This is a genomic window from Thermococcus aggregans (genome assembly GCF_024022995.1).
In the GTDB taxonomy this organism is placed as follows: domain Archaea; phylum Methanobacteriota_B; class Thermococci; order Thermococcales; family Thermococcaceae; genus Thermococcus_A; species Thermococcus_A aggregans.
In genome coordinates this window covers 1,832,608-1,855,191 of record NZ_CP099582.1, presented here as the reverse complement: position 1 = coordinate 1,855,191, position 22,584 = coordinate 1,832,608, and the positions used below count along the sequence as shown (strand labels likewise).

General features: G+C 42.9%; 21 protein-coding genes and 1 tRNA gene. 13 read left to right on the top strand and 9 right to left on the bottom strand.

The window, feature by feature from the left end:
* The first annotated feature begins 29 nt into the window (after positions 1-29).
* Positions 30-602: a dephospho-CoA kinase gene (locus NF865_RS10200; protein WP_253304588.1), complete on the top strand. Its 573-nt coding sequence runs from the start codon at positions 30-32 to the stop codon at positions 600-602.
* On the opposite strand, the gene NF865_RS10195 is transcribed toward NF865_RS10200, so the two are convergent.
* The gene (locus NF865_RS10195) at positions 592-6,081 is read right to left on the bottom strand and encodes a DNA polymerase domain-containing protein (protein WP_253305677.1); all 5,490 of its coding nucleotides are present in this window, start codon (positions 6,079-6,081) and stop codon (positions 592-594) included. The genes NF865_RS10200 and NF865_RS10195 overlap by 11 nt on opposite strands.
* A gap of 80 nt (positions 6,082-6,161) precedes the next feature.
* On the opposite strand from NF865_RS10195, the gene NF865_RS10190 reads away from it, so the two are divergent.
* On the top strand, positions 6,162-7,514 hold the full coding sequence (locus tag NF865_RS10190) for an RsmB/NOP family class I SAM-dependent RNA methyltransferase (protein WP_253304587.1): 1,353 nt from the start codon (positions 6,162-6,164) through the stop codon (positions 7,512-7,514).
* A gap of 24 nt (positions 7,515-7,538) precedes the next feature.
* On the opposite strand, the gene NF865_RS10185 is transcribed toward NF865_RS10190, so the two are convergent.
* Entirely contained in the window at positions 7,539-8,162 is a 624-nt protein-coding gene (locus NF865_RS10185; RefSeq protein ID WP_253305676.1) for a TIGR00296 family protein, read from the bottom strand.
* A gap of 95 nt (positions 8,163-8,257) precedes the next feature.
* Here NF865_RS10185 and NF865_RS10180 point away from each other — a divergent pair, with 95 nt between their 5' ends.
* From NF865_RS10180 to NF865_RS10165, 4 genes are read left to right on the top strand one after another with little or no spacing between them, the layout of a single operon-like run.
* Positions 8,258-8,569: an MTH1187 family thiamine-binding protein gene (locus tag NF865_RS10180; protein ID WP_253304586.1), complete on the top strand. Its 312-nt coding sequence runs from the start codon at positions 8,258-8,260 to the stop codon at positions 8,567-8,569.
* A gap of 7 nt (positions 8,570-8,576) precedes the next feature.
* Positions 8,577-9,704 carry a DUF373 family protein gene (locus NF865_RS10175; protein ID WP_253304585.1) on the top strand — a complete coding sequence of 376 codons (1,128 nt, stop codon included), beginning with the start codon at positions 8,577-8,579 and terminating at the stop codon, positions 9,702-9,704.
* On the top strand, positions 9,673-10,737 hold the full coding sequence (locus NF865_RS10170) for a coiled-coil domain-containing protein (RefSeq protein ID WP_253304584.1): 1,065 nt from the start codon (positions 9,673-9,675) through the stop codon (positions 10,735-10,737). The genes NF865_RS10175 and NF865_RS10170 overlap by 32 nt, the downstream gene beginning before the upstream one ends.
* A 43-nt stretch (positions 10,738-10,780) precedes the next feature.
* Positions 10,781-11,629 carry a deoxyribonuclease IV gene (locus tag NF865_RS10165; protein ID WP_253304583.1) on the top strand — a complete coding sequence of 283 codons (849 nt, stop codon included), beginning with the start codon at positions 10,781-10,783 and terminating at the stop codon, positions 11,627-11,629.
* On the opposite strand, the gene NF865_RS10160 is transcribed toward NF865_RS10165, so the two are convergent.
* On the bottom strand, positions 11,619-12,815 hold the full coding sequence (locus NF865_RS10160) for an aminotransferase class V-fold PLP-dependent enzyme (RefSeq protein ID WP_253304582.1): 1,197 nt from the start codon (positions 12,813-12,815) through the stop codon (positions 11,619-11,621). The genes NF865_RS10165 and NF865_RS10160 overlap by 11 nt on opposite strands.
* 10 nt (positions 12,816-12,825) lie before the next feature.
* Complete coding sequence (locus NF865_RS10155; RefSeq protein WP_253305675.1) at positions 12,826-13,914, bottom strand: DmpA family aminopeptidase; 1,089 nt, start codon at positions 13,912-13,914, stop codon at positions 12,826-12,828.
* 90 nt (positions 13,915-14,004) lie between these two features.
* Between NF865_RS10155 and cobO the strand changes: the two genes are divergently transcribed.
* Complete coding sequence (cobO, locus tag NF865_RS10150; protein WP_253304581.1) at positions 14,005-14,535, top strand: cob(I)yrinic acid a,c-diamide adenosyltransferase; 531 nt, start codon at positions 14,005-14,007, stop codon at positions 14,533-14,535.
* A gap of 89 nt (positions 14,536-14,624) precedes the next feature.
* Positions 14,625-14,879, top strand: coding sequence for a stationary phase-response protein (locus tag NF865_RS10145; RefSeq protein ID WP_253304580.1), 255 nt, complete (start codon positions 14,625-14,627; stop codon positions 14,877-14,879).
* Here the strand turns inward: NF865_RS10145 and NF865_RS10140 are convergent.
* On the bottom strand, positions 14,872-15,444 hold the full coding sequence (locus tag NF865_RS10140; protein ID WP_253304579.1) for an aldolase: 573 nt from the start codon (positions 15,442-15,444) through the stop codon (positions 14,872-14,874). The genes NF865_RS10145 and NF865_RS10140 overlap by 8 nt on opposite strands.
* Positions 15,441-16,025 (bottom strand): hypothetical protein, encoded by a 585-nt coding sequence (locus NF865_RS10135; RefSeq protein ID WP_253305674.1) that lies wholly within the window; start codon positions 16,023-16,025, stop codon positions 15,441-15,443. The genes NF865_RS10140 and NF865_RS10135 overlap by 4 nt, the downstream gene beginning before the upstream one ends.
* 331 nt (positions 16,026-16,356) lie before the next feature.
* Here NF865_RS10135 and NF865_RS10130 point away from each other — a divergent pair, with 331 nt between their 5' ends.
* Together NF865_RS10130 and NF865_RS10125 are read left to right on the top strand one after the other, a co-directional pair.
* Positions 16,357-16,509 (top strand): DUF257 family protein, encoded by a 153-nt coding sequence (locus NF865_RS10130; RefSeq protein ID WP_253304578.1) that lies wholly within the window; start codon positions 16,357-16,359, stop codon positions 16,507-16,509.
* Positions 16,510-16,874: 365 nt separating this feature from the next.
* Positions 16,875-17,459, top strand: a complete 585-nt coding sequence (locus tag NF865_RS10125; RefSeq protein ID WP_253304577.1) for a hypothetical protein — start codon at positions 16,875-16,877, stop codon at positions 17,457-17,459.
* A 134-nt stretch (positions 17,460-17,593) separates the two neighbouring features.
* On the opposite strand, the gene NF865_RS10120 is transcribed toward NF865_RS10125, so the two are convergent.
* A tRNA-His gene (locus NF865_RS10120) sits at positions 17,594-17,670 on the bottom strand.
* 142 nt (positions 17,671-17,812) lie between these two features.
* Between NF865_RS10120 and taw3 the strand changes: the two genes are divergently transcribed.
* On the top strand, positions 17,813-18,439 hold the full coding sequence (taw3, locus tag NF865_RS10115) for a tRNA(Phe) 7-((3-amino-3-carboxypropyl)-4-demethylwyosine(37)-N(4))-methyltransferase Taw3 (RefSeq protein WP_253304576.1): 627 nt from the start codon (positions 17,813-17,815) through the stop codon (positions 18,437-18,439).
* Here taw3 and NF865_RS10110 read toward each other — a convergent pair.
* A complete protein-coding gene (locus NF865_RS10110; RefSeq protein ID WP_253304575.1) occupies positions 18,411-19,379 on the bottom strand; it encodes a ribose 1,5-bisphosphate isomerase in 969 nt (322 codons plus the stop codon). The two genes, taw3 and NF865_RS10110, sit on opposite strands and share 29 nt — an antisense overlap.
* A gap of 262 nt (positions 19,380-19,641) precedes the next feature.
* On the opposite strand from NF865_RS10110, the gene NF865_RS10105 reads away from it, so the two are divergent.
* Complete coding sequence (locus NF865_RS10105; RefSeq protein ID WP_253304574.1) at positions 19,642-20,895, top strand: aminotransferase-like domain-containing protein; 1,254 nt, start codon at positions 19,642-19,644, stop codon at positions 20,893-20,895.
* 143 nt (positions 20,896-21,038) lie between these two features.
* Positions 21,039-21,767, top strand: a complete 729-nt coding sequence (locus NF865_RS10100; protein ID WP_253304573.1) for a helix-turn-helix domain-containing protein — start codon at positions 21,039-21,041, stop codon at positions 21,765-21,767.
* Here the strand turns inward: NF865_RS10100 and NF865_RS10095 are convergent.
* Complete coding sequence (locus tag NF865_RS10095) at positions 21,764-22,552, bottom strand: 4-phosphopantoate--beta-alanine ligase (RefSeq protein ID WP_253305673.1); 789 nt, start codon at positions 22,550-22,552, stop codon at positions 21,764-21,766. The genes NF865_RS10100 and NF865_RS10095 overlap by 4 nt on opposite strands.
* Positions 22,553-22,584 lie beyond the last annotated feature (32 nt).

The following is a 22,584-nucleotide window of genomic DNA, read 5'->3' as shown; positions in this document are numbered from 1 at the left end:
AACCAATTTGGCTTAGATAGGTGTGGGCTATGATAATCTGTGTAGTTGGCATGCCCGGTTCTGGAAAAGGCCAAATAGTGAAGATTTTTGAAAAATACGGAGTGCCTCACGTTTCTATGGGCGACGTTGTGAGGGAAGAGGCAGATAAAAGAGGAATTCCAAGAACTCCAGAAGGGATGAACAGCGTAAGCATTCAGCTAAGACAAGAGCTTGGCGACAACGCAGTGGCAAAGTTGACAATTCCAAAGGTAAGGGAACTTTTAAGGAAGCACAAAGCCGTCGTAATAGATGGAGTGAGGTCTCTGGATGAAATCCAAACATTCAAGGACGCATTTCCTGAGGAAAAGATAATCATAGTGGCTGTGCATTCTTCTCCAAAAAAGAGGTTCGAACGATTGAAAAGAAGAGGAAGAAGCGACGATCCAAAAACATGGAGGGAATTTGAGGCCAGAGATTGGAAAGAACTAAAGTTCGGGATTGGAGGAGTTATTGCCCTTGCGGATTATCTAATAGTTAACGAGAACCACATCTCAGAATACAGGGAAGAAATAGAGAAGCTCGCAGAGAAGCTTGGGTTAAAAGGAGACAAGACTACTTCTTAAGCCACGCGTCCAGTCCAACCTGTTTTGAGCTTTGGTATTTTAAGTCCTCTTTTCTGTAGCCGAAGGCTTCAAGGATCCTAAGCACCGCCGGCAGAACTTGGTTTTCTATGTAGTAGTCGGGGTCGTACTTGTGTTTTTTCGGATCATACTCTGAAAGCAAAATTACCCTGTCACTTATCTTTCCGCTTCCCCTGAGGACGATATAGCTTATTATCGTGCCGGGTCTCACTTTTATTCCCTTTGCAGCAAGCCTCTTTGCTATTGCTACATGAGGCCCAATGGCTTTGTATTCACTTAGATCCTTGGTAATCTGCTCGTGGATAACAAGCTTTTCAAGCGGGACTTGGTATTTTGCTATCTTCTCAACAACGTCCTTAACGATTTCCACAGCTTTTTCGACACTACCTTCTTTAAGTATTGCCTCCAAGACTTTAGCCTGGGTCTCTTTGGCTATTTCGCTCCAGTCCCTCCTTACAACTTCCAGACCCCTTGTCGTTATCCTACCTTCTTCGTCTATAACCGCATAGCGCTTCTTTGTGACGAAAAATCCTCTCAAGTAAAAGCCCTCATACTCAAGCTCGAGCAGACCGGGAAGTTTGGAGTTTATGTATTTTAAGAATTCCTTAGCTTTCTTTTTGATTGTTTCAGGTTTTTCTCCCGGTATTGTGGCGTAAAAACCATCAGTGTTGTGCACGAGTATTCCATTTGCGAAGAACCTGTGGGTTCCCTCCACCTCGATGTCGTAAACGTAGCCGTTGTAGGATATTTCCTCGATGGCATGAGGCTTGATATATTCCACTCCTGAAAGGTCATCTTTGGTCGCTATTAGGCTCTTGCCTTCGATTTCCATTGGCCTAGCTTCCTTCAGACCATCCTCAGCTACTATAAGAGAGTGATCCTCGGTAACGTCAATGTACCACGAGTTTGTAATCCAGATGCGGTAGACCTTCTTTTTCGCCTTGTGCCTCATAACGTACGGAACTTTTTTCCAGATGAGCTTGCCTCTATTGTCGAGTGTCAGCGCTTCAACGTCCTCAAGGATGCAGTATTCTTTTTCTCCAATCCGGTAATCTACGCGTTCAAAGAGCTTTTCAATAGGAACAAACTCTATCCGCCCATTTCTCTTAACGATTATCTCCGTATCACCCGTAACGCTGTCGGCATATAGCACCTTAAATCCAAATTTCTCCTCTATCTCTTTTATGGTCATTTCTATGTAGTGCCTTCCCCACGCGGTAACGCTTTCGGCACATTCCTTCGAGTACCACCTCGCCTTGGGATAGCCCATATAACCGTAATAGCTGTTGTGTGCGTAGAGCAGTCCAAAACCAACGAGAAAGTTTTCGTTGTCTTCAACGCTCAAATCATAGACATACCCTTCATATTCTCTTTTTTCAACATTTTTTACTCTGTCAAGGACAATGTCTCCATTGAGGAGGAAATCCAAGAGCTTGACTTTTCTTTTGTCCAGTTTTCCGGAGTCAGCGAGCTCTTTGAATTTCTCAAACGTTATGTTCTTTTGGAATTTTCTTCCGAATATTTCCTCAAGAACCTCCTTGGGAATAAGATTAGGGTAGTACGTGTTTTTCTGCCTCGAAGTTTGTAGGAACGGCAAATCCTCGTTTATGTAAACCCTATAAACCCCGCTGTCAAACCCAATTTTTATAGATGAAACTCCCAAGGAGTTTAAGAGAAATACAAGCTGGTTTGCTAGGAGCTCGCTTTTTGTGGAGAGCCTAAGCCTTTTTGATGGATGAATATCGCCATCACCCACAAAATACGCTCTCAAGAATGCCCATCGTACAGGTTCAGAGGAATCAAATATAATTGAAGGAATCCTTTTGTTCTCTGCTGTTACTCCACAGAGGGATTTCGCGAGAAGGTATGCCATCTTTTTTGGTATATCCACACAGTTTTTGCCGACTCTAACTTTGCCAAAAAACTTCTCTGCAATATTTTTCATATCTTTGAGAACGTTAGGATTCTCATTATAGAGCTTTACTGAGTAGCTCATTCCACCTGTTTTGTTTTTCTGAGCCCCCGCATAGCCTTCGCTGACATAGTAGCCTAAGAACTTTCCGAAATCCTCATCGACTTTGAGGATGCACTTCATCCTAAAGCCGTTGAGCGTTCCAATTTTCCATTCTTCAAGCTCCTTTCGTGGGAAGCAAGATACGGAGTCTTTGATATCGTTAAACCTCACTAAATACTCCCTCTTATTTCCATTGTATCTGAGGTTTTTTACGAGCTTCTCGTAAAGTTGCCTATATCTTTTTAGCCCTTCCCAGTCGGTGACTTCATATCCACGGGGCAGCAGTTTAACAAAACCAAGCTCTTCAAGATGGAAGAGGTACCTGTTAAACGTCCTAATTCTCTTGCTTTCCTCTCCAAAAATCCACTTTAGTGTTCTCAGCATGCCTTTAAAGAAGTTCTTTCTTCCCTTAACTGGGGTTGTCATAACAACATCGGCCGTGTCTTCATCGGGCAGTTTCGAAATCAACTCTGGAATGTTGATGACGGCTTCTTTTTCATTGAGCTTAACTTTTTTGGGCACTATTATAAGGTCGCCAACTTTTACTTCTTCTCCCCATATTTCCTTTATTTTCCCGTTCCTAATCGTGAACAAGCTGTGACCACGGGTTATGTGGATTTTTCTTCCAGAGTTGAGCTCGACCTCGTAAGCTTCACCCTTGTACTTATGCCTTATGAGGGCTTTGACTTTCTTGATCTCGCTCTTTTTGCTTTCCTTATTTAGTGAAAATGCAAAGATGTTATCCACTTCGAGAACTTCAGTATTATCCACTGTTCTTACTTTGTCCTTTTGCTCTTCCATGTAGCGGTCTATGAACTCACCAATTTTTACGAATTTTACTTCTCCGTTTTCAATTATTGGTAGCCATTCATTTGGCAAAATGCTGTTTGCGAGCAATTTAACAGCTCTTTGCCTATAATCAAGCATTTTCTTTTCTATTGGGTCAATTGTAGCTTTCATCTTCTTCTTTATTTCTTGCCTCATTGTGATTAATTCCCCGAGTATAGATGGAATGAAACCGGGAAAATCCTTGCAGAACTTATAACCTACTATCGGGGCAACATCGTAATTCTTGCAGCCTTCTCTTTCTAAAGTGTCAGGGGAGACGTTGTGGGTAACTATAATTGAGGGGTATAGAGAATTGTGAGTCAGAATTCCATTTGCAAAATAATAGGGGTTTCCTTCTAGGGTTAGGTCATAAACTTCGCCTTTATAATATTCAGAAGACACTTCAAACGTTGAAAGGTTGTAGAAGCTGTTATTCTTAAGTCTATTCATTTCTCTAACTTCAATTGCTTTCTCTAAAGCTTCGTTTTTCTCTGAACTTATGAACCCCACCAGTGTTTGGAATAAAATAAGTCCATCCCTTCCTGTTATTTCTAAAATATGCTTAGTCAACTCCTTTCCATTTTCAATGTATTTGTACTCATAGCGGCTATATGGGATTCCAAGGCTGTCAAGTAACTTTGCTACTATATCTATTTTCCATTTGTTGTTTGTACCTTGAGTAACAACTATTGTACTCCGTATTTTGTTCACAGTGGCATCTCTTTCAAAAAAGCCCCTCAATACTGCTGGGGCGTAAAGACTTTCAATGTTTTTCAAAAGTTCCTCGATTTGAAGGTAAACCGCTTTCTTTGCGGTAGTAATTTTAAGCGCATTTGTGTCTCCCTTCTTTTTCACAGAAGGTCTTATGCCAAACAGCTTATCGAAAATGTATAGAATCCTCTCTAAAAGCTCCTTTTCGTTTTCGCCGATTGTTATTTCGACTCTATATTGGTGTGAGATTCTCTTTTTACCTCTCGATGAATCGAAGTATTCAATATCTTTTCGAAGCAATGTGCCCTCGGCTAAAATAATCCCTGAAAGTTCCCCCTTTAATATTTCCTCTTCAGAAGGCTTGTTTTTCTCAAACTCGGCAATTTTTTCAAAAAGCTTTGTTGTGATAATTTTACCTTTTACTTTTCCTGAGAGGAATGATTTTGCAAGACTATCTCTAATCCTAGTTTGCCGATCATTTTCCGTGACTACCGGGACCTTATGATTTGGAGTGCATTTTAAGCCGTTTATATTGATTAGTTTGCCTTCGTAATGATACTTCCAGACTTTTTTGACTCTTTGCCACCCATCTATTCCTAGTATGTAGTCTCCTTCTTTAACATCGCTAATATTCACGATTCCTTTGCCTTTTACTATGACTTTTGTATCTGCAGGGTGGCACCTAAAGTCTAAATAGGCGATGTTCTCCCATAAGCCTCTTTCCGGCTCTTTTACGTATCCTCCCAGGTAAGTAGTCCTTAAACGCCTTCTGTACTCTTCTTCATCCGGCTTGTTCGGAGCGAGCTCATTCCTCTCATATGCCACCCTTAACAGGTACCACTCTACAAGGTTGCCAGTGCTTGATCTTGAGACGTCCCATACGCTTTGGCCTATTAGCTTTGCTAGCTCTGCCTCCATGGGGAAAAACTCTTTTCCGAGTTCATAAGTTGCCCTAGCATCTTCCATCGAGTACTGGGCCAGCTTCTTCATGCTCTCCTCTGTTTCCCAGATGGCGGCGATTTCCTCCGCACCCAGCTTGCTTTTGGTTTTTCCCAAGACGGCTTCATAAACTGCCTCAAGCGTGTATGTTGGGAGGTTTATGGTTCTCCGCACAACCGGGAAGAGATCAAAGTGAATTCTGCCTTTAATTTCCACGGCAAAGCTATCGCCCATTCTGTGAATCTTGGGCTCGGGGTGTTCTTTGTCCCTCCCCAAGAGAAGAGTAACTCCTAACTTCTCTGCCCTTTTTATAAGGTACGGCAAATCAAAGTTGTCTCCATTGTAAGTTATCAGGACATCCGGGTCTTTTTCCCTGACAATTTGCACAAACCGCTTTATCATCTCCCTTTCGTTGGATACAACATCAACGTAGGGCAGATCAATATTCTTCCATGTAATTACCCTTGCCTCTTCCTCATCGGCGTAGCTTATCATTATTATCTCGCCCTTCCCAAACTCGTCTCCCTCGTGGTAAAACGTCTCAATGTCGAAGGCCATTAGCTTAAGCTCCTCGTCGCCCTCCATAGGGATCAAGCCCTTGTCTATGAGGTAGCGCTTGGCAAAGGGTATGTCGTACTCATAAATGTCAATCACAGCTGGATGTTCCCTTATCTTGCCCCTTAGGGCCGGGACGTCTTGGGGATGCTCAAATATAAGCTTCCAGACCTCAACATCTCTCCCCAAAAATTTCTTCTTGACTTTCACTGCATCGACTACTCTCACAATTTTTCCGTGTCTCTCGCCTTTTATTGCTTTTATTTCATCAATAGCGGAGTCATCTTTGAGAAGAGCGTAAATGTAGGGCTGAAAATGTGGATCAAGTTCTATTTTAAATTCCCCGTTCTCTTTCTTGAAAATTCGAATTATGGGTTTACCGTCCTTTGTTATGTAGTCAGTGTCTAATATCATAGATACCACCAGATATAACTGGAATTCAGATTAAATAAAAGTTCCGCCAAATTTTTAAACCCTCCCCCAAATCGGAAATCATGGAGTTGTTTTACAGAATAACTCTTCACGAGCTCATTGCCGATATATTGACCCTCATAGAGGAGCGCGAGCTTTCATCGAAGAACGCCCTAGAGAGAGTTTTCAAAAGAGTTATCGGAAAAGACAGGGAGAGGGCTAGAGGACTGGCTCATGCTTACGTTTTTGAGATTGAGAAATGGAGAAAGAAAATAGATTTTATCGCTAATTCTGTTATTAAAGGAACTAAAATTGAGGATTTTGACCTTTACCTTGCCAATCTTCTCAGGATCGGGATATTCGAGATGAAGTTTAAGAAAATAAATCCCGCAATAGCCACTGATTCAGTTGTCAGAGTTGTCAAAGAAAGATACGATTTAAAGAGGGCAAAGTTCATAAACGCGATTCTTAGGGAGGTAGAGAGTTTCAACCTGGATAAAGCTCTAAAAAAGCTCAAGGAAAAAGATAGGATAGAGTACTTAAGCGTAAAGTTCTCTCATCCGCGCTGGTATGTGGAGTATGTAATTGACCTTCTCGGCTACGAGAGCGCGGTAAGGCTTTTGCTAAGCAACAACAAGCCCCAGAGGTATTACGTCAGAGTCAACCCGCTAAAGACAGACATAGATACGCTTGCAGAGTACCTTGAGGAAAATAACGTCAGAGTTGCAAGGACCCCCGTTGATGACGTCTTAAAGGTTCTGGAGTACGAAACGCCGATAACCTGCTTAGATTGGTATAAGGAAGGCTATTTCGTAATCCAAGACCTGGCGAGTGCTTACGTTGCCCATGTTCTTGCCCCCGAAAAGGGAGAAAGGATTCTTGATTTAGCTGCTGCGCCGGGTAGTAAGACTTTCCATGTGGCCCATCTAATGGAGAACACCGGAGAGATAATTGCTGTCGATTATTCTCTTGATAGGCTCAAAAAAATGGAAGCCAAGATGAAGGTTCTAGGGGTCAAAAACGTCAAGCTTGTACACGCTGATGGCATGAAATTCAAGGACAAGGAAACGTTCGATAAAATAATACTCGATGCACCGTGTTCTTCTTCCGGGACATACAGACAGTTTCCGGAAGTCAAATGGCGTTTCGATAAAAACAAAATAAAGAAGGTTATCCAGGTTCAAAAGGCTATGATAAAAAACGCCTACAGAAATCTAAAAGAAGGGGGCGAAATGACGTATTCTACCTGCTCAATAAGGGTTGACGAAAACGAGGAGAACATAAAGTATGCCATAAATAAAGTAGGCTTTGAGCTTGTTGATTATCCCTTCACATGGGGAGAAAGAGGATTTACAGACATTGGAGACAAGGTTTTCAGAAGCTTTACCCACTTGCACGACTGTAACAGCTTTTTCATTGCGAAATTGAGAAAATGAAGAGCAAAACACAACTAAAATTTGCTACGGAGCATGCAGGGGCTTTCTTTTCACGGGCCCATTGGGATATTCCTCTTCAAAAATCTCCGCGGTAAAACGGTAAACCTCCGTATCCTCATCTAGCCAGCAATCAGGCGGAAGACCAGCTTTCCAGCATGTTTCACTTAAAAATTCCTCCTCATCCCATCCCCATTCAATGGGAACTTGGGGTAGCAATAGGCCGCTGTAGATGCCCTTTTTAATGATTAGCCCATCTCTCCCAACCTTTATCTTTTTGGGCCTTTCGTGAGGAGGACCTTCTACTGGCTCTGGAGGGGTTAGAACACTAACCTCTATCCGCAAGTCCTTTAGTTCATCCAGCGTAACTGGGGGAAAGCGCGGGTCATCAACGGCCGCATAAATTGCGGCCTTTATAGTTGCCTTGACTAAGGGGTATATTGGATACGGGAAGCCTATGCACCCTCTTAACGCTTGAGTGGGAGGAGCATTTGCCCTGTTGAGGGTCACAAAAACACCCATTTTTTCCCAGAGTTCCGGGGGAGTATCCTCAGGAGGTTCTATTTCCTTACCAGAGTTTAAGTACTCCTCTATGGCTTTTCTGGCCAATCTCACCAAGAATTCTCCCCACTCGTCTTTTATCTTGTGCACGTCCCTCACCAATATCCATTTGCTCTCCAACAAAATAAGGCTTTCCACCGTTAAGCTTAAAAAATCGTCGATTCTAATTTAGCCAGGTGTCGAAAATGGGGGTAATTATTGAGTTCGTTATCGTCCCGCTAGGAGAGCTGAGCTTAAGCAAATATGTAGCCCACGTAGTAAAGCTTTTAGAGGAGAAGGGGGTAAAATATCAATTGACACCTATGGGCACAATCATTGAGGTTCCAACCCTGGAAGAGGGGTTGGAGATAATCAAAGAAGCCCATGAAGCGATGTTTGCCCTTGGTGCGAAGAGAGTTTCGACAACGATAAGAATTGATGACAGACGTGACAAAGATAGAAAAATGGAAGATAAAATAAAATCAGTTCTCGAAAAAGTTCGGGGGGATAAAGATTAAAGTATTGGTGCTTGCCATTGACAGAGATGACGACTTTGGAAAAAAAGCAAGGGTTAGAGGTCCTGTTATTGGTAGAGACGCATGTATAGATGCCGCTCTAAAGCTCAGCTTAGCAGATCCAGAAGATAGCGATGCTAATGTTTTATACGCTGCAGTAAAGCTTTATGACGAGCTCAAGGGAAAAGGGGAATTTGAGGACGTTGAAGTGGCGCTCATTACAGGGCATCCTGATGTAGGAGTTAAGAGCGACCTAGAACTGCAAAAACAGTTGGAAGAAGTCCTCAAGAAGTTCCCCGCCGATGGTGTAATTCCGGTTACAGATGGAGCAGAGGATGAGCAGATATTCCCCATAATAACTTCAAGAATTCCAATTATAAGCACCCGCCGAGTTGTCGTTAAGCAAAGCGAAAGCATCGAGACAACCTACTACATTTTGTATCGGTACCTAAAGGAAATTTTAAGCGATCCTGAAGCGGCAAAAATATTCTTTGGACTTCCCGGACTGATATTGCTTATCTATGGTATTGCCCGTTTACTTTCCATAAAATACCAGCAGAGTGTTACAATAATTTCATCAACTGTTACGGGTGTGATACTCTTCCTTATTGGAGGGTACTTTTTCGCAAAAGCCTTCCGAATAAAGGAAGTTTTGGGGCATGTCTTAACCAAGGGGTTTATACAGTTCGTTTCTGCCATTGCGGCAATGTTCGTTCTCTTCGCCGGAGCAGTAAATGCTTATCTTAACTTGGAAAGAATTGCGCTTCAGCTAACGGGTAGATACCCCGGAACGGAGCTTTTAGGGCTGGTTATATTCCTAAATGCCTTAAATACTCCCTTTATCGTTGCACTGGGCATTTTGATGATAGGTAAGATTGTCCATTCGTATCTGAGGAAGGATTACCACATCTGGTACTACATAAGCGGTATTCTGCTCCTACCGGCGCTGTGGATAACAATCGATGTTACCACCCTCTATGCACTCTCAATAGTGTCGTTCTATTCGATTGAGTTCCTAAAGAAAGGGCTCATAGCAATTATCGACATAGCCATTGCGACCCTTGTGGGGATATACCTAAGGGATAAAGTAAAAGGATGGGAGAAAGTTGAAGCTAAGAGAAGCACTTCAGGAGTATGAACGGAAAAAAGAAGAGATTAAAAAACAACGGCAAAGAATAAGGGCAAAATACACAAAAACTTCCGGAGAAATTGTCCTGAAAATTTTCAAAAATCTTGAGAGACTTGAAAAGCAGGAGATACCCAAGAACGTTGATCCTCGACTCGCAAGAATTGTGAAGGCTGAAAAAGATAGATACATAACTGCACTCCGAAACATGCTGCAAAAGATAGAAGGCATTGAGGACGTAGAAAAAATACTGCCGGAGATTTCCAGATTTCACGTTACTCACGGCCGACATCTGCTCTTGATATTTGAGAAGGAGATATATGAAATAAACGCCCTTTTAAAGGCTCTGTCCGAGGAGTATTCCGCGTATCTCAAAGAGGTGGGTAAAATAGGTATTGAGGACGTGAAAACTAAAGAGCTGCTGAAAGAACTCGAAGATCTCAGAGATACCTTAAAAGAGGAGGAACTCTCAAGAGAAAATCTCATGAAACAGTTAGAAGAACTTCAGAAGCAGATTAAAGGGCTCGAAGCCAAGCCAGAGTTTAAAGCCCTTAGAGAATCCCAAGAAAGGCTTAAAAGGGAAATATCCGGAAAGGAGATTAACATCCGTTCGAAGATTTCCAAGCTCCAAAAACCAATAAAAAGGATGAGGCTGCCGGAAAGTGTTGCAAGAGAGTTTTTGAAAGATTCTGCTTATGCAATCAACCATCCAGAAGAATTTCTGGAGCTGCTCGGCAGAATTGAAAATGAACTTGACAAGAAATACAAAAAAACCGCAGAATGGGCCAAAACAAATCTGATTAAGGAATCCCAAGAGCTTGCCAACATGAAAGAAGAACTGGCAAAGGTTGAAAAAGAGCTCTCAGATATCGTGGAAAAGGAAGAAGCCAAAAAACGAGAAGTCGAGGAGTTGAAAAGAAAAATCCGCGAAAAGGAAGAAAAAATAAAGGCATTCAAGAAAAAAGTAGAAGAACTTGAAGAAGAGCTTAAGAGGAGCATTTCAAAGCTTGAACGTATTCTGGGAGAAAAAGTCGAAACGAGTTAAAGTTTTTATATTTTTAGGTCTACCTAATTTTTAGGTGGTGGGCATGAAAAAGAAGGTTGATAGACTAAGGTTTGGAACCGCGGGAATCCCCCTCTCAACTCCAAAGCCTTCAACCATAACGGGCATAGAACAGGTCAGAAAGTTGGGCTTAGACGCCATGGAGCTCGAATTTGTAAGAGGGATTAATATAAAGCCCGAACTGGCCAAAAAAATAAAGTATGTTGCCCAAAAGAACGACGTTCTCCTCACGGCACACGCACCGTATTACATAAACCTAAACGCAAGGGAAAAAGCGAAAGTTGAGGGGAGTAAACAGAGAATAATCCAGAGTGCCGAACGTTTGCACGAAGCTGGGGGCTGGAGCGTGGTGTTCCATGCAGGGTACTACCTAAACCAAGACCCTGCGAAAGTTTATGAGAAGATTAAGAACGAGATAAAGGACATCGTGAGAGTTCTGCAGGATAAGGGAATAGACGTGTGGATACGGCCGGAGCTAACTGGTAAGCCAACTCAATTCGGAAGCCTCGAAGAGCTAATAAAGATAAGCCAAGAGGTTGAACAAGTGCTGCCCGCTATCGACTTTGCACATTGCCACGCAAGGCACAACGGAAAATACAACAGCGCCGAAGAATGGAGAGAGATGCTGTCCCTGATTGAGAATGAGCTTGGAAGAGAGGCCTTGGACAATATGCATATTCACATAAGCGGAATAAACTACTCTGAAAAGGGCGAGAGGAATCATTTAAACCTGCAAGAAAGCGACTTGAAATGGGAAGACTTGCTTAGAGTTTTAAAGGAATTCAGAGTCAAAGGAGTTGTCATAAGTGAGAGCCCCAACATAGAGGGCGATGCACTGCTTATGAAGAAAAAATATGGGGAAATTAAAGTTTAGAAAGGGACTCCACAAGAGAGTTCAAAAACGTCTCAACATCATCCATATCGTTGTACAAGTGAGGGGAAGCCCTTATTCCATAGTGCCCTAGCGCTCCCCTGTGGCTGACCTTTATTCCTTCGGCAAGCATCTGCTGGTAGATTTCCTCTTCTTTCTCGTAACCTAAGCCGGTTTGTATTGTAATTATTGCCGAGCTTTCCCAGTTCTCGTCCCCAATAATGTCCAAGCCCAAGCTTAGAGCTTCATCTCTAATCCTTCCTGCAAGCTTGGTGTTGTGTTTTTCAATTTTTTCAATGCCAACGTCGTTTATCAGCTCGAGGGCTCCCCAAAGAGTTGTTGCAAGAAGATAAGGCAAGCCGCCTCCAAAGTCAAGCTTTCCTGCATCGTTTCTAAGCTCGAATTCCCCCCAAGGATCCTTTTCGGGCATGCCCCACCAGGATGACCACTCCCCTACCGGGGGCTCCATGTTCAACAGTCCAGCTATTGGCGAAGCTTCTTCGATAAGCTCGTCACATATGTACATAATCCCAGAGCCCACGGAGGGATTAAGCAGCCATTTTTCTCCTCCAGCAACAAAGGCATCGACGCCCTCTTTTTCTGGATATAGCTTCAAGCTGCCAGCGTGTTGAACCGCATCTACAATGAGCCATGCCCCATGTTTGTGAGCAATTCTGGAGAGCTCTTTTAGATCCATTCTCTGGCCAGATATCCACTGAACACTGCTCCCAATGACTGCAAACGTGTTATCATCAACGAGCTTTTCCACATCCTCAATAAAGTACCAGCCGTTTCTGTTTTTAACAACTCTAAGCTCCAAGCCATACCTCTTTGCATAGCTTTTTAGAAGGCATGAAAGAGAGGGAAACTCCATGTCAAATGAAACGATATTTCCGCCTTTTTCTGGTTCTAGCGATAGGAGCAGCCTCCTCAATCCCTCTGTTGTCTGGATTGTTAAGGTTAGGTTCTCCTTATTGGTACGGAAAAGTTTTGCCCCCTCCTCAAGCACTTTTTCCAGTATTTCTTTGTTCAAAAAGTCCACTGAGTCAGCCCCTTCCTTAAAGTCTGAGAGGTAGGATAGAAAGTCAATGCTCCTCTTAAGGGCTGTTAAAGGCAAAAATCCTGCACTTGCCGTATTCAAATAGGCTTTGAAATTTTTCAACCCGGGAAAAAGATGTTTGACGTTCATATTTTTCACCTCATTTCTTTTCCAGTCTTCCATATTTCTCCATTATCCTTACAAGCTCCTCTTTGGGAATGGCATAGCGTACGTGATTATCTCTTCCAGTCATGGTCTTTGCTTGGAGGAGGGAGTTAATTATTGCCTCCTCGACTGCTTCAGCCGTGGCTTTGAAAAGGGGCGACAAAGTGCTGTCGGGGAGAACTTTTATATCAAACGGCTCCTTTTGATAGTGCTTTATTCTTTGAGCGGTTGAAAATGCAAAAACTATGTCTCCACTCCCGTTGTAAGCATAGCCTCCGGTTCTTGCAAGTCCCACGGCTCCCCTCTTGGCAACTCTGTGGAGTTGGCGTGATGTTAAAGGAGCATCTGTTGCCACAACGATTATTATACTCCCTTTCCCTTTGCCACCCTTCCCAGGCCAATCTTTCAACTCCAGCCCTACGGGAACCCCAGCAACTGTTAAATCTTCCCTCTTACCAAAGTTGCTCAAAACAAGTGCCCCAACTGTGTATTTTCTGTTCTCTATCTCTACAACTCTGGAAGAAGAGCCGATACCACCTTTGAACTCAAAAGCACTCATTCCAGTTCCAGCACCGACTGCACCTTCCTCAAAGTCCTCTTTTGCATTTTTAAGGGCCTCAAATACGTGCTCCTTCTTGACGTGCCTTCCCCTGATATCGTTAAGATATGAGTCATTGCACTCCATAACAACGGGATTAACTGAACCGGTAGTCACTCCTATGTCATCGTTCTGCTCAAGCATATACTCTATCAACGCATCAGCAGCAGTGCCAATGCTTAGGGTGTTAGTCAGTACTATCGGTGTTTCAAGGGTTCCAAGCTCTTGAACTTGGATTAAGCCAATAGGCTTGGAGTAGCCATTCATAACAAATGCATTTGCCAGCAGTTTTTCCTTGTAGATATTCCCCTCGTGGGGGATTATTGCAGTTACACCAGTCCTTACTGGACCTTTACCCGGTATAAGCTTTCCCTCCCCTTGAATCAAGGTAACGTGACCTACTTTAACACCCTTAACGTCGCTTATTGAATTTCTTTTCCCATGCTCAAAAACTCCTATTTTAATTCCAAGTTCAGGGGCTTTCATAGGAACCACCAAAAGTAGGTATGCTCAAGAGAATAAAAGCTCTTCCACAAGGAATAAGTACCTCAACACCAAGTTTCTCCGGTGAACAAAATGGAGGAGTGGAAAAAGGAGCTTGGGTTGGTGCATATATACACAGGAAATGGGAAGGGAAAGACCACGGCTGCCTTGGGTTTAGCTTTAAGGATGCTCGGCCACAAAGGACGGGTTATTATGATACAGTTTTTGAAATCTGCTAACGTCTATGGGGAGCAGAAAAAAGCCCAAGAATGTGGAATTGTTGTAGAATCCTATGGCCTACCGAAGTTCGTTCACGGAAAGCCTGAGCCAGAAGATATTGAAGCGGCAAAAAAGGCCTTAGAGAGGGCCAAGGAAGTTGTTAAAAGCGGTGAATGGGACCTCGTAATTCTCGATGAGATATGCGTAGCATTGGGATTTAAAATGATAGAGCTCGAAGAAGTTAAACAACTCATAAAAGAAAAAGCTCCAAACACCGAGCTTGTTTTAACCGGTAGATATTGCCCAGAAAAACTCTATGAACTAGCGGACTATGTAACGGAGATGAGAGAAATAAAACACCCCTACCAAAAGGGAGTTGTGGCTAGAAAAGGCGTAGAGTACTAAAAGAACCGAAAAGGTTTTAATAACCAATGTGCAATATATGGTGGAAAAATTTTAGTTACGAATTCTTACTTAAATCGGAGGTGATAAGGATGAGTGAGGAGAAGATTCAACAGATTATCCAAGTTTTGAAGGAGCAAGTTGTTCAAGATACAATCGTCCCAAGAAACATTAGGAGAGCTGCCGAGCAGGCAATTGAGGTCCTAATGGACACTAGCAAGGACCCAACTGTGAGAGCAGCTGATGCTATTGCTATTCTTGAGGAGATTAGCGAAGACCCGAACATGCCAATGCACACAAGGACAATAATCTGGGAAGTTTTGGGTGCTTTGGAGCAGATTAAGTGATTTGCTCGCCTTTTTCTTTTAGATACCACAATTTTGCACTTTCTTCTACTAACTCTGCCTTGTAATAAGCTTCTCTTAAGCTTTTACCAACGGTTACTATTCCGTGGTTGGCCATTATGACCGCATCATAATTTTCCAAATACTTCGCAGTCTCTTTAGCAAGTTCCCAGCTTCCAGCTGGTTTAAACTCAGCTATGGGAATTTTTTTCAAATAGATTTCAGCTTCGGGTGTTATTATAGGGAGCTCACCGCTGAGTAGAGTGGATGCAACTATTGAATATGGCGGGTGGAGATGAACCACTGCTTTTATATCCTCTCTCCGTTTGTAAATCTCCACATGGAGCTTCCATTCGGAAGAAGGCCTCACCAAGCTTAGAACGTTCCCCTCGAGATCAATAACCGCTATCTGCTCCCGTGTAAGTTCATCCATCACAGCTCCAGTTGCCTTTATGAAGATTTTTCCATTGAAAAGAACGCTCAGATTCCCTCCAAATGCAGCTGTTAATCCTCTTTCATGAGCCAATCTCGAATATCTAACGAGCATTTCTCTAACGAGCCTGCTCATTTTTTCACCACCTTTACCCCAATGCCGCAGGCGTTGCAGTAGGCAGTTCCCTTCTGCCATACAAGCTCGTCAGCACCGCAGATAGGACAGACTTCAAGTTTGCCACTTTCTTTCCATGCATCGTATGTTTTCTCGCTTATCACGAGGAATATTTCACCATTTTCCTTCTCAAAATGCCCCAAAACAGGAGTGCTTTTTAACTCAAAAGTTTCTGCGTCTATTATAACCGGCTCCAAACCTATGTTTCCTTCGAACTCAAGTTCATTAGCCGGCAGTATGTCAACTATGTAAGCGTTGAGCTTTTTGTCGTGATATACCATAAGCTCCAAGGCGTCGCTCAAATCTCCAGTTGAAGATATTATATCAACGGTTATGTATTCCTTGGACGGAATGAGGAGAGCGAGGACATACTTGGAGCGGAATAAGGCAAGTCCTCTATCCAGACACGCCTCTTCAAGACCGAGAGACGTCAGTATTTTTCTAAGGTCATCAGCACTCGGTACTTTCCTCTCCTGCAGTATCTTGTCTTTAATTCTCTCCGCAAGGGGCATTGCAAGCATTACGGGTTCATAAATTATCATTGCTCTCACCATAGAGAAGTAGTAGCTTTGGCTTTTAGATTTTGTTGTCACAAGAAATTTTAGGAGCCTTAATTAAAAGCGCGTGTACATTTGATCACTCAGAATAAGCGTGGTAAATGATTGAGTAATGTGCTCCTTTACCCATATGTTTACGTACTTGTTCACATGCGTTTGCTCATTTATTTGAAGATTTGACAACATATGTGTTTGGCAAATATTGATGCTTAGGATAGCTGTCAAACTAGGTATCAAAACTCTCATAAACAAAGTAACATAAATATTTCCTGTTGGTGATAGGCAGATAGTTGCGTTTTACTTCCTTAATACTGACGTGTTGGAGCGTACTATTCCGGAAGCTGTATCCTTGCTTGAAGAGTTAGCAACAACCGTGGTTAGAGTTAAAGTGTGCGAGAAGACCTACGCGTTCTCAGTGGTAAAAGCTGTTAACAGAGAACTCCTAGGGCTAAAGGTTGCAGTACCATAATGTCTCTTCTGCATTCGCTTCTTATTTTCTTTTGGCAAACCCTAATTTTAGAAAGTCCAATTCGCTGGATCCTTCTATAAACAAGAGTTTTTTTGAGTTTAAGCAATCTATTGTCTAAGTTTACAAATCGATTTGTTATGCCTTCCGCATATTACTATTCTCACTACCTCCAACTTCTAACTTTTAACTTCCAACTTATAACTTCTACTCCGCCCTTGAAGACCACAAAAATGCTTTGAGTACAAATTGCAGGCATGTATGTGGCTTAAGGTAACTAAAGAGTGAACTATTCTCGCTCCGAAGGAGTAATGTTTTTAAGTTTTTTAAACCAAATCAAAGAAAAAGACTGCCAGGGGATAATAAAAATGAAAAAATGGAAAACATTAGCAATTTTTCTTGTGTTTGTTCTGCTGGCTTTTTACTTTGGAAATTTTGGCTTTGGAAAATCAGAAATACGCTCATCAGTACAGTTGGGAGCAGCATCCACAAAAAATGCTACTTTCAAAGAGGGTTTTTGTGTGTATCCCGATTCAAAGTTTGGAAGAATTGTTGCTGAGGAGCTACAGAATAGGGGATACAAAGTCTCGGTTATTGAGTCTCCTGCAGAATGCAATAGCCAGTTCCTCGCTGTTTGGGTTGAGGGGATAAACACAACTTATTTTCCTTTTATGGCAAAGGGGTCAATTAAAGTGAAAGCAGTTTATTCAAGCCTCGGTAAGCCAGATCACTATCTTAAGTATTTGAATGCTACCGATAAAGAACGGGAGCTAATAACCTTTGTTTCCAATGTTAATGGAGAAATGCAGGCATATCTGGTTGCTTACGTAACAGATTCTTCTAAAGGCCTTATGGGCTTTAGATGGTATCAGGAACATCTTATGGAAGAAGCCGCAAAGAACCTGATTAATTCTATTGAGAATGCAAGACAAAGAACAAACATAAAGTCGTAGGGAATCCCACAATCGCAGTTTATACCATCTTATGCCATACTCCTGAAGCATTCATAGAGAAAACTTCCACGCGGCCGCAAAAATGCCTGAAAAAGCTCTCTTTTTGAACCTCTATTTTCAGAAAAAAGCTTTTCTGGGGCCGGGGCCGGGATTCGAACCCGGGCTAGGGGATCCACAGTCCCCTGTGCTAACCAGGCTACACCACCCCGGCCATGTCCACTTTAGCTATCTGGGATATCTTTATAAACTTTTCGCCAGAATAAGGTCAAAAAGTGCTAAGACCGGATTAATAACTAATTAACCATCTCAAACGAAGTTTATTAATGATAATTGGCTTCAGAGGTGAGATAAAGATGAGAGCAAAGAGAGAAGCTCTGAAAGCTCTCTTTACAGCAATAAGCGAGAACAAAGTTGACAGGGACATAGTTGATTTGCTCCTCCTTATTAATTCCATAAAAGGTGTTTACACAACAAGCTCATGCTCAGGAAGGGTAGGGATAATTGAAGAGCCCAAAATAGGTGCCAAACCCTTGTCAAGGTGGATTATCAAGAAACACGCCCCAATAACATTTGAAGAAGCAAAAGATAGCTTGAAAGATGCGCGAGAAGGGATAATATTCCTCAAGGCACAGCCACCGATTTTTCACATAGTCGGAGAAACTCCAGAAATAGGGAAAAAGCTTCACGAAATTGGACTTTCTTCTGGCTTCAAGTACACCACATTCAAAGCCCTCAGCAAAGACCGAGTACTGGTTGAAATAAACGGTACCGAGTACTTAACCGTTCCTCTTGGCAGAGATGGAAAGGTGTTAATAACCGACGAATACCTTGAGTTTTTGATTAACTTGGCAAACGAGATGCTCGAGCGGAGCAAGTCACGACTCCCTAGACTCGAGCAGAACTTCAAAAAACTGAAAAAGGAACTTGGAGAAGATGAACTATTTTACGAGCTCAATCCTCCCAGGGCTCAGTATATTTGAGCGCCCATCCAAATTCTTCTTTTAAGATGTCTATTGCTGCACACGGTGGAATAACGGCTTTTTCCGTAATTATCACGTCGATATATTCCGGCGGGGTAACGTCGAAGGCAGGGTTCTTAACGACTATGTTCTTGGGCCATGTGTCGAGCTCCTCTTTTGGAACGACTTCATATGGGTCTCTCTCCTCTATTTCAACTAGCTGTCCCAAGAGTGTCTCCGGGTGGAACTTGTAAGTTTCTGCGGCTATCATAACCCATACTCTATGCTCTTTTGCCGTTAGAGCCAATAGAGCGGTCCCCACTTTGTTTATGACGGCACCGTTGGCAGTTATCGAGTCCGCTCCCATAACTACCTTATCGGTCATTTTCATATAGTGCCTAGCGGCTCCATCGACGACGTAAATCACCGGAATGCCTGCCTCTGCAAGCTCTTTTGCCGTAATCTTTCCTTGATACTTGGGTCTTGTCTCAGTCACGATGACCTTGATGTCTTTTCCTTCTTCCCACGCTTTTTTCATAACCCCTATGGCAGCCTTTGAATGGCAGTGTGTCATTATGACGTCTCCGTCTTCAATCCTCTTTGCACCAAATTCTGCTATTCTCTTAATGGCGTTTTCTGAATTGTGTATGAACTCCTTCGCCGAGTTGATAACTATAAACCTGAGCTCCTCTAAGTCTGCACCGCTGTTGTATGCTACTTTTGCCCTGTATGTGACGTATCTTAAGGCATTTGGAAGGGAAACGGCAGTGGGTCTTGTGTGGTATAAAATTTTTGCCGCTTCCTTAATCTCCTTCCAGAGTTCATCCGCACTTTTTGCTTTGCTTTTTTCGGCTTGAAGTTGCAGTGCATATGCCGCAGACCTTGCTATCTTCCCTGCCCCCCTTATTTCCATCGTCTTTATCTTTTCTGCTATTTCTAAAACCTCCTTTATTACGGCCATTTCAATCCCCCCTTTGTTCCCTTAATTCTTTGAGTGAGTTTATATAGCTCACTCTTTCCATACTTTTGGTTTTGTTCGTTGATGTTTTCACATGTTCTTTGATGTACATAAATTTCCTATACATCAAATCTTTACAAACATAAAGATTGTTTCCGACCAACGCCGAAAGCTTTATATTTAATTGCCACAAAACTACTAATGCACAAAATAGGGTATATGTTCACTTTAGTACATTAGATAAACTGCATGGGGGAAGGCTAAGATGGAGCTTGAGAACAGGCTTAAAGGAAAATTGGAGGCGCCAACTTTGGATTATGAAAAATATTTCTCAGAAAAAGCTCTTGGAATGAAAGCTTCAGAGGTTAGAGAGCTTCTAAAGCTTGTTGAATCTTCAGATGTAATTTCACTTGCAGGTGGTCTTCCAGCATCTGAGACCTTCCCAGTGGAGATAATTGGAGAAATTACCAAAGAAGTCCTTGAAAAGCACGCAGCCCAAGCACTTCAATATGGAACCACAAAGGGGTTTACTCCCTTGAGGTTGGCTATTGCCGAGTGGATGAGGAAGAGGTATGATGTCCCTATCTCCAAAGTGGACATTATGATTACAAGCGGATCACAGCAGGCCCTCGACTTGATTGGTAGAGTTTTCATAAATCCCGGCGATATTATTGTAGTTGAAGCTCCTACATACCTTGCTGCCCTTCAAGCTTTCAAATACTATGAGCCCGAATTCGTTCAAGTACCCCTTGACGATGAGGGAATGAACGTTGACCTCCTTGAGGAAAAGCTGCAGGAGCTAAAGAAAGAAGGAAAGAAAGTAAAGATACTCTACACAATACCAACATTCCAGAACCCGGCTGGCGTAACAATGAGTGAGAAGAGAAGAAAGAGGCTTCTTGAGCTTGCAAGTGAGTATGACTTCATAATAGTTGAAGACAACCCATACGGTGAGCTACGCTATTCCGGAAAGCCCGTAAAACCGATTAAGGCATGGGACGAGGAAGGAAGAGTACTATATTTGGGAACGTTCTCCAAGATTCTTGCTCCAGGCTTCAGGATTGGGTGGATAGCTGGAGAACCACATTTCATAAGGAAACTAGAGATCGCAAAGCAGAGCGTTGACCTCTGTACCAATACTTTCAGCCAAGTTATAGCGTGGAAATACGTAGAAGGAGGCCATTTAGACAAGCACATACCAAAGATTATTGAGTTCTACAAACCTAGAAGGGATGCAATGTTAAAAGCTCTGGAAGAGTTCATGCCAGAAGGGGTTAAGTGGACAAAGCCAGAGGGTGGAATGTTCGTTTGGGTCACTCTCCCTGAGGGAATTGATACAAAGCTCATGCTTGAAAAGGCCGTTGCAAGAGGGGTTGCATACGTCCCAGGAGAGGCTTTCTTTGCACATAGAGACGTTAAGAACACGATGAGACTCAACTTCACTTACGTACCTGAAGAAAAGATTAGAGAAGGTATAAAGAGGCTCGCCGAGACAATAAAAGAGGAAATGAAGAAATAGCAAAGGTTATTAATGAAAAGTCCCAACTACTCCTGCCCGGGGAGTACCGCCGAAGGCGGAGTCGATGAACTCGGGCGGGTTATTACCCCCTTTTATAGACAATTGCCGAAAAACTTATAACGTTTTAGTGCGAGGAAGTAAATATGCTGGAAAAAGAAAAGGAAGCTCTGGCAAAAAGAATTGCTGGTGAGATAACACTCTCTTCCGACCCAGGAAAAACTATGAGAAAGTGGAGAGAGATATTCGGCATAAGCCAAACTGAACTGGCTGAAGTCTTAGGGGTTTCTTCTTCGGTGATTAGCGATTATGAAGGAGGCAGAAGAAAAAGCCCCGGCGCTTCCACAATTAGAAAATTCGTCGAAGCACTGCTTGAGATAGACGAAAAAAGAGGAGGAAACGTTATAAGGGCGTTTAGCAGGACCATAGGGAGCGACCTCCCAACAAATGCCATCTTAGACATAAGGGAATTTGCATTTCCCGTTACCGTGGAAGACATAGTTAACGCGGTGAAGGGAGAAGTTGTTGCAAACGAAGACCTCCTCGGAAGGAAGATTTATGGATACACCGTCATAGACAGCATACAGGCTATCTTAGAGATGAGCAGCGACGAATTTTTGAAGCTCTATGGATGGACTACGGAAAGGGCGCTAGTCTTTACCAAAGTAACCACCGGGAGAAGTCCAATGATTGCAATAAGGGTTCAAGGACTAAAGCCGGCAGTAGTTGTGTTGCATGGGGTTAAAAAGCTCGACGAGCTCGCCGTAAAAATAGCGGAAAGGGAAAGAGTCCCTCTAGTGGTGTCGAAAGCCAAAGACGAAAACGAGCTTATATTGAACCTCAGGGCGTTGGTAGAAAAAGCCGAAAAAATCTAGAGTTTTTCTCTTCTCCAAACACCTTCTTCAGCTAATTTCTCTAGCCTGGATTTCATATGAGTCAACACTTCGCTGAGTATCTTTCCATTGTCGTACTCCGCCACTATTTTTTCAAGCTCTTCTTTGGGGAGCTCCCTCATTTCCTTAGCGAGTTCAATCATCCTCGGATACGCCCTCACTATGTTGTCAACTATGGTTATGTCAGCCATTCTCGCGCTCCTCGAAAGGGGGTTAAGGTCAACTGTTATAACGAACTTGCCCATCCTTACGAGTGCTTCCGTTCTGTCCCCATCTTCCAGCGGAACGACAACTACATCTGCCTTCCATATGCCGTTCTCATCAACTTTACCCCTCTCGCTCTCCAAATTAGGTATTCTTTTTGTGGGGTTTATGCCGAGAAGCTCTACTTCGGGGTCGTATTTGCGTAGCTCTTCTGCTATTGCCTCGACTCTCTCTTCTGTCCGATAGAAGAGGTTTATTTCGAGTTTTGCGTTGAGGACTTTTGCAAGCTCTATTGTCTCTTTTGGAACTAAAGCAGCGACGTTTCCGTTTACCGAAATAACAGGGTATTTAGCTAAGAGAAGTTTCGCAACTGCAGCTCTCATTGCCTTTTCTGCGGGTTCAATTGTCTTCTCACCGATAAGGTAATCGAAGGCTTCTCCTCTTCCGTGGGCTATCAGTCCAGCGGTTGCTAAAATTCCCTTTTCGAGGGCTTCTTCGAGCTTATGCCTATAGTAAAGGCTCCAGTATCTGGGATGAGATTTCGGCACGAAAAATTTTGCCATTTTAATCACCAAAAAGGAGTGGGGGGAAGAGA

Excerpts from the sequence above, each read along its gene's own strand:
- NF865_RS10200 (WP_253304588.1), top strand. The coding sequence starts at position 30 with ATGATAATCTGTGTAGTTGGCATGCCCGGTTCTGGAAAAGGCCAAATA.
- NF865_RS10155 (WP_253305675.1), bottom strand. The coding sequence starts at position 13,914 with ATGAAAGCCCCTGAACTTGGAATTAAAATAGGAGTTTTTGAGCATGGG.
- NF865_RS10190 (WP_253304587.1), top strand. The coding sequence starts at position 6,162 with ATGGAGTTGTTTTACAGAATAACTCTTCACGAGCTCATTGCCGATATA.
- NF865_RS10125 (WP_253304577.1), top strand. The coding sequence starts at position 16,875 with ATGAAAAAATGGAAAACATTAGCAATTTTTCTTGTGTTTGTTCTGCTG.
- NF865_RS10105 (WP_253304574.1), top strand. The coding sequence starts at position 19,642 with ATGGAGCTTGAGAACAGGCTTAAAGGAAAATTGGAGGCGCCAACTTTG.
- NF865_RS10110 (WP_253304575.1), bottom strand. The coding sequence starts at position 19,379 with ATGGCCGTAATAAAGGAGGTTTTAGAAATAGCAGAAAAGATAAAGACG.
- taw3 (WP_253304576.1), top strand. The coding sequence starts at position 17,813 with ATGAGAGCAAAGAGAGAAGCTCTGAAAGCTCTCTTTACAGCAATAAGC.
- NF865_RS10160 (WP_253304582.1), bottom strand. The coding sequence starts at position 12,815 with ATGAACGTCAAACATCTTTTTCCCGGGTTGAAAAATTTCAAAGCCTAT.
- NF865_RS10100 (WP_253304573.1), top strand. The coding sequence starts at position 21,039 with ATGCTGGAAAAAGAAAAGGAAGCTCTGGCAAAAAGAATTGCTGGTGAG.
- NF865_RS10145 (WP_253304580.1), top strand. The coding sequence starts at position 14,625 with ATGAGTGAGGAGAAGATTCAACAGATTATCCAAGTTTTGAAGGAGCAA.
- cobO (WP_253304581.1), top strand. The coding sequence starts at position 14,005 with ATGGAGGAGTGGAAAAAGGAGCTTGGGTTGGTGCATATATACACAGGA.
- NF865_RS10135 (WP_253305674.1), bottom strand. The coding sequence starts at position 16,025 with ATGATAATTTATGAACCCGTAATGCTTGCAATGCCCCTTGCGGAGAGA.
- NF865_RS10095 (WP_253305673.1), bottom strand. The coding sequence starts at position 22,552 with ATGGCAAAATTTTTCGTGCCGAAATCTCATCCCAGATACTGGAGCCTT.
- NF865_RS10195 (WP_253305677.1), bottom strand. The coding sequence starts at position 6,081 with ATGATATTAGACACTGACTACATAACAAAGGACGGTAAACCCATAATT.
- NF865_RS10165 (WP_253304583.1), top strand. The coding sequence starts at position 10,781 with ATGAAAAAGAAGGTTGATAGACTAAGGTTTGGAACCGCGGGAATCCCC.
- NF865_RS10180 (WP_253304586.1), top strand. The coding sequence starts at position 8,258 with ATGGGGGTAATTATTGAGTTCGTTATCGTCCCGCTAGGAGAGCTGAGC.
- NF865_RS10140 (WP_253304579.1), bottom strand. The coding sequence starts at position 15,444 with ATGAGCAGGCTCGTTAGAGAAATGCTCGTTAGATATTCGAGATTGGCT.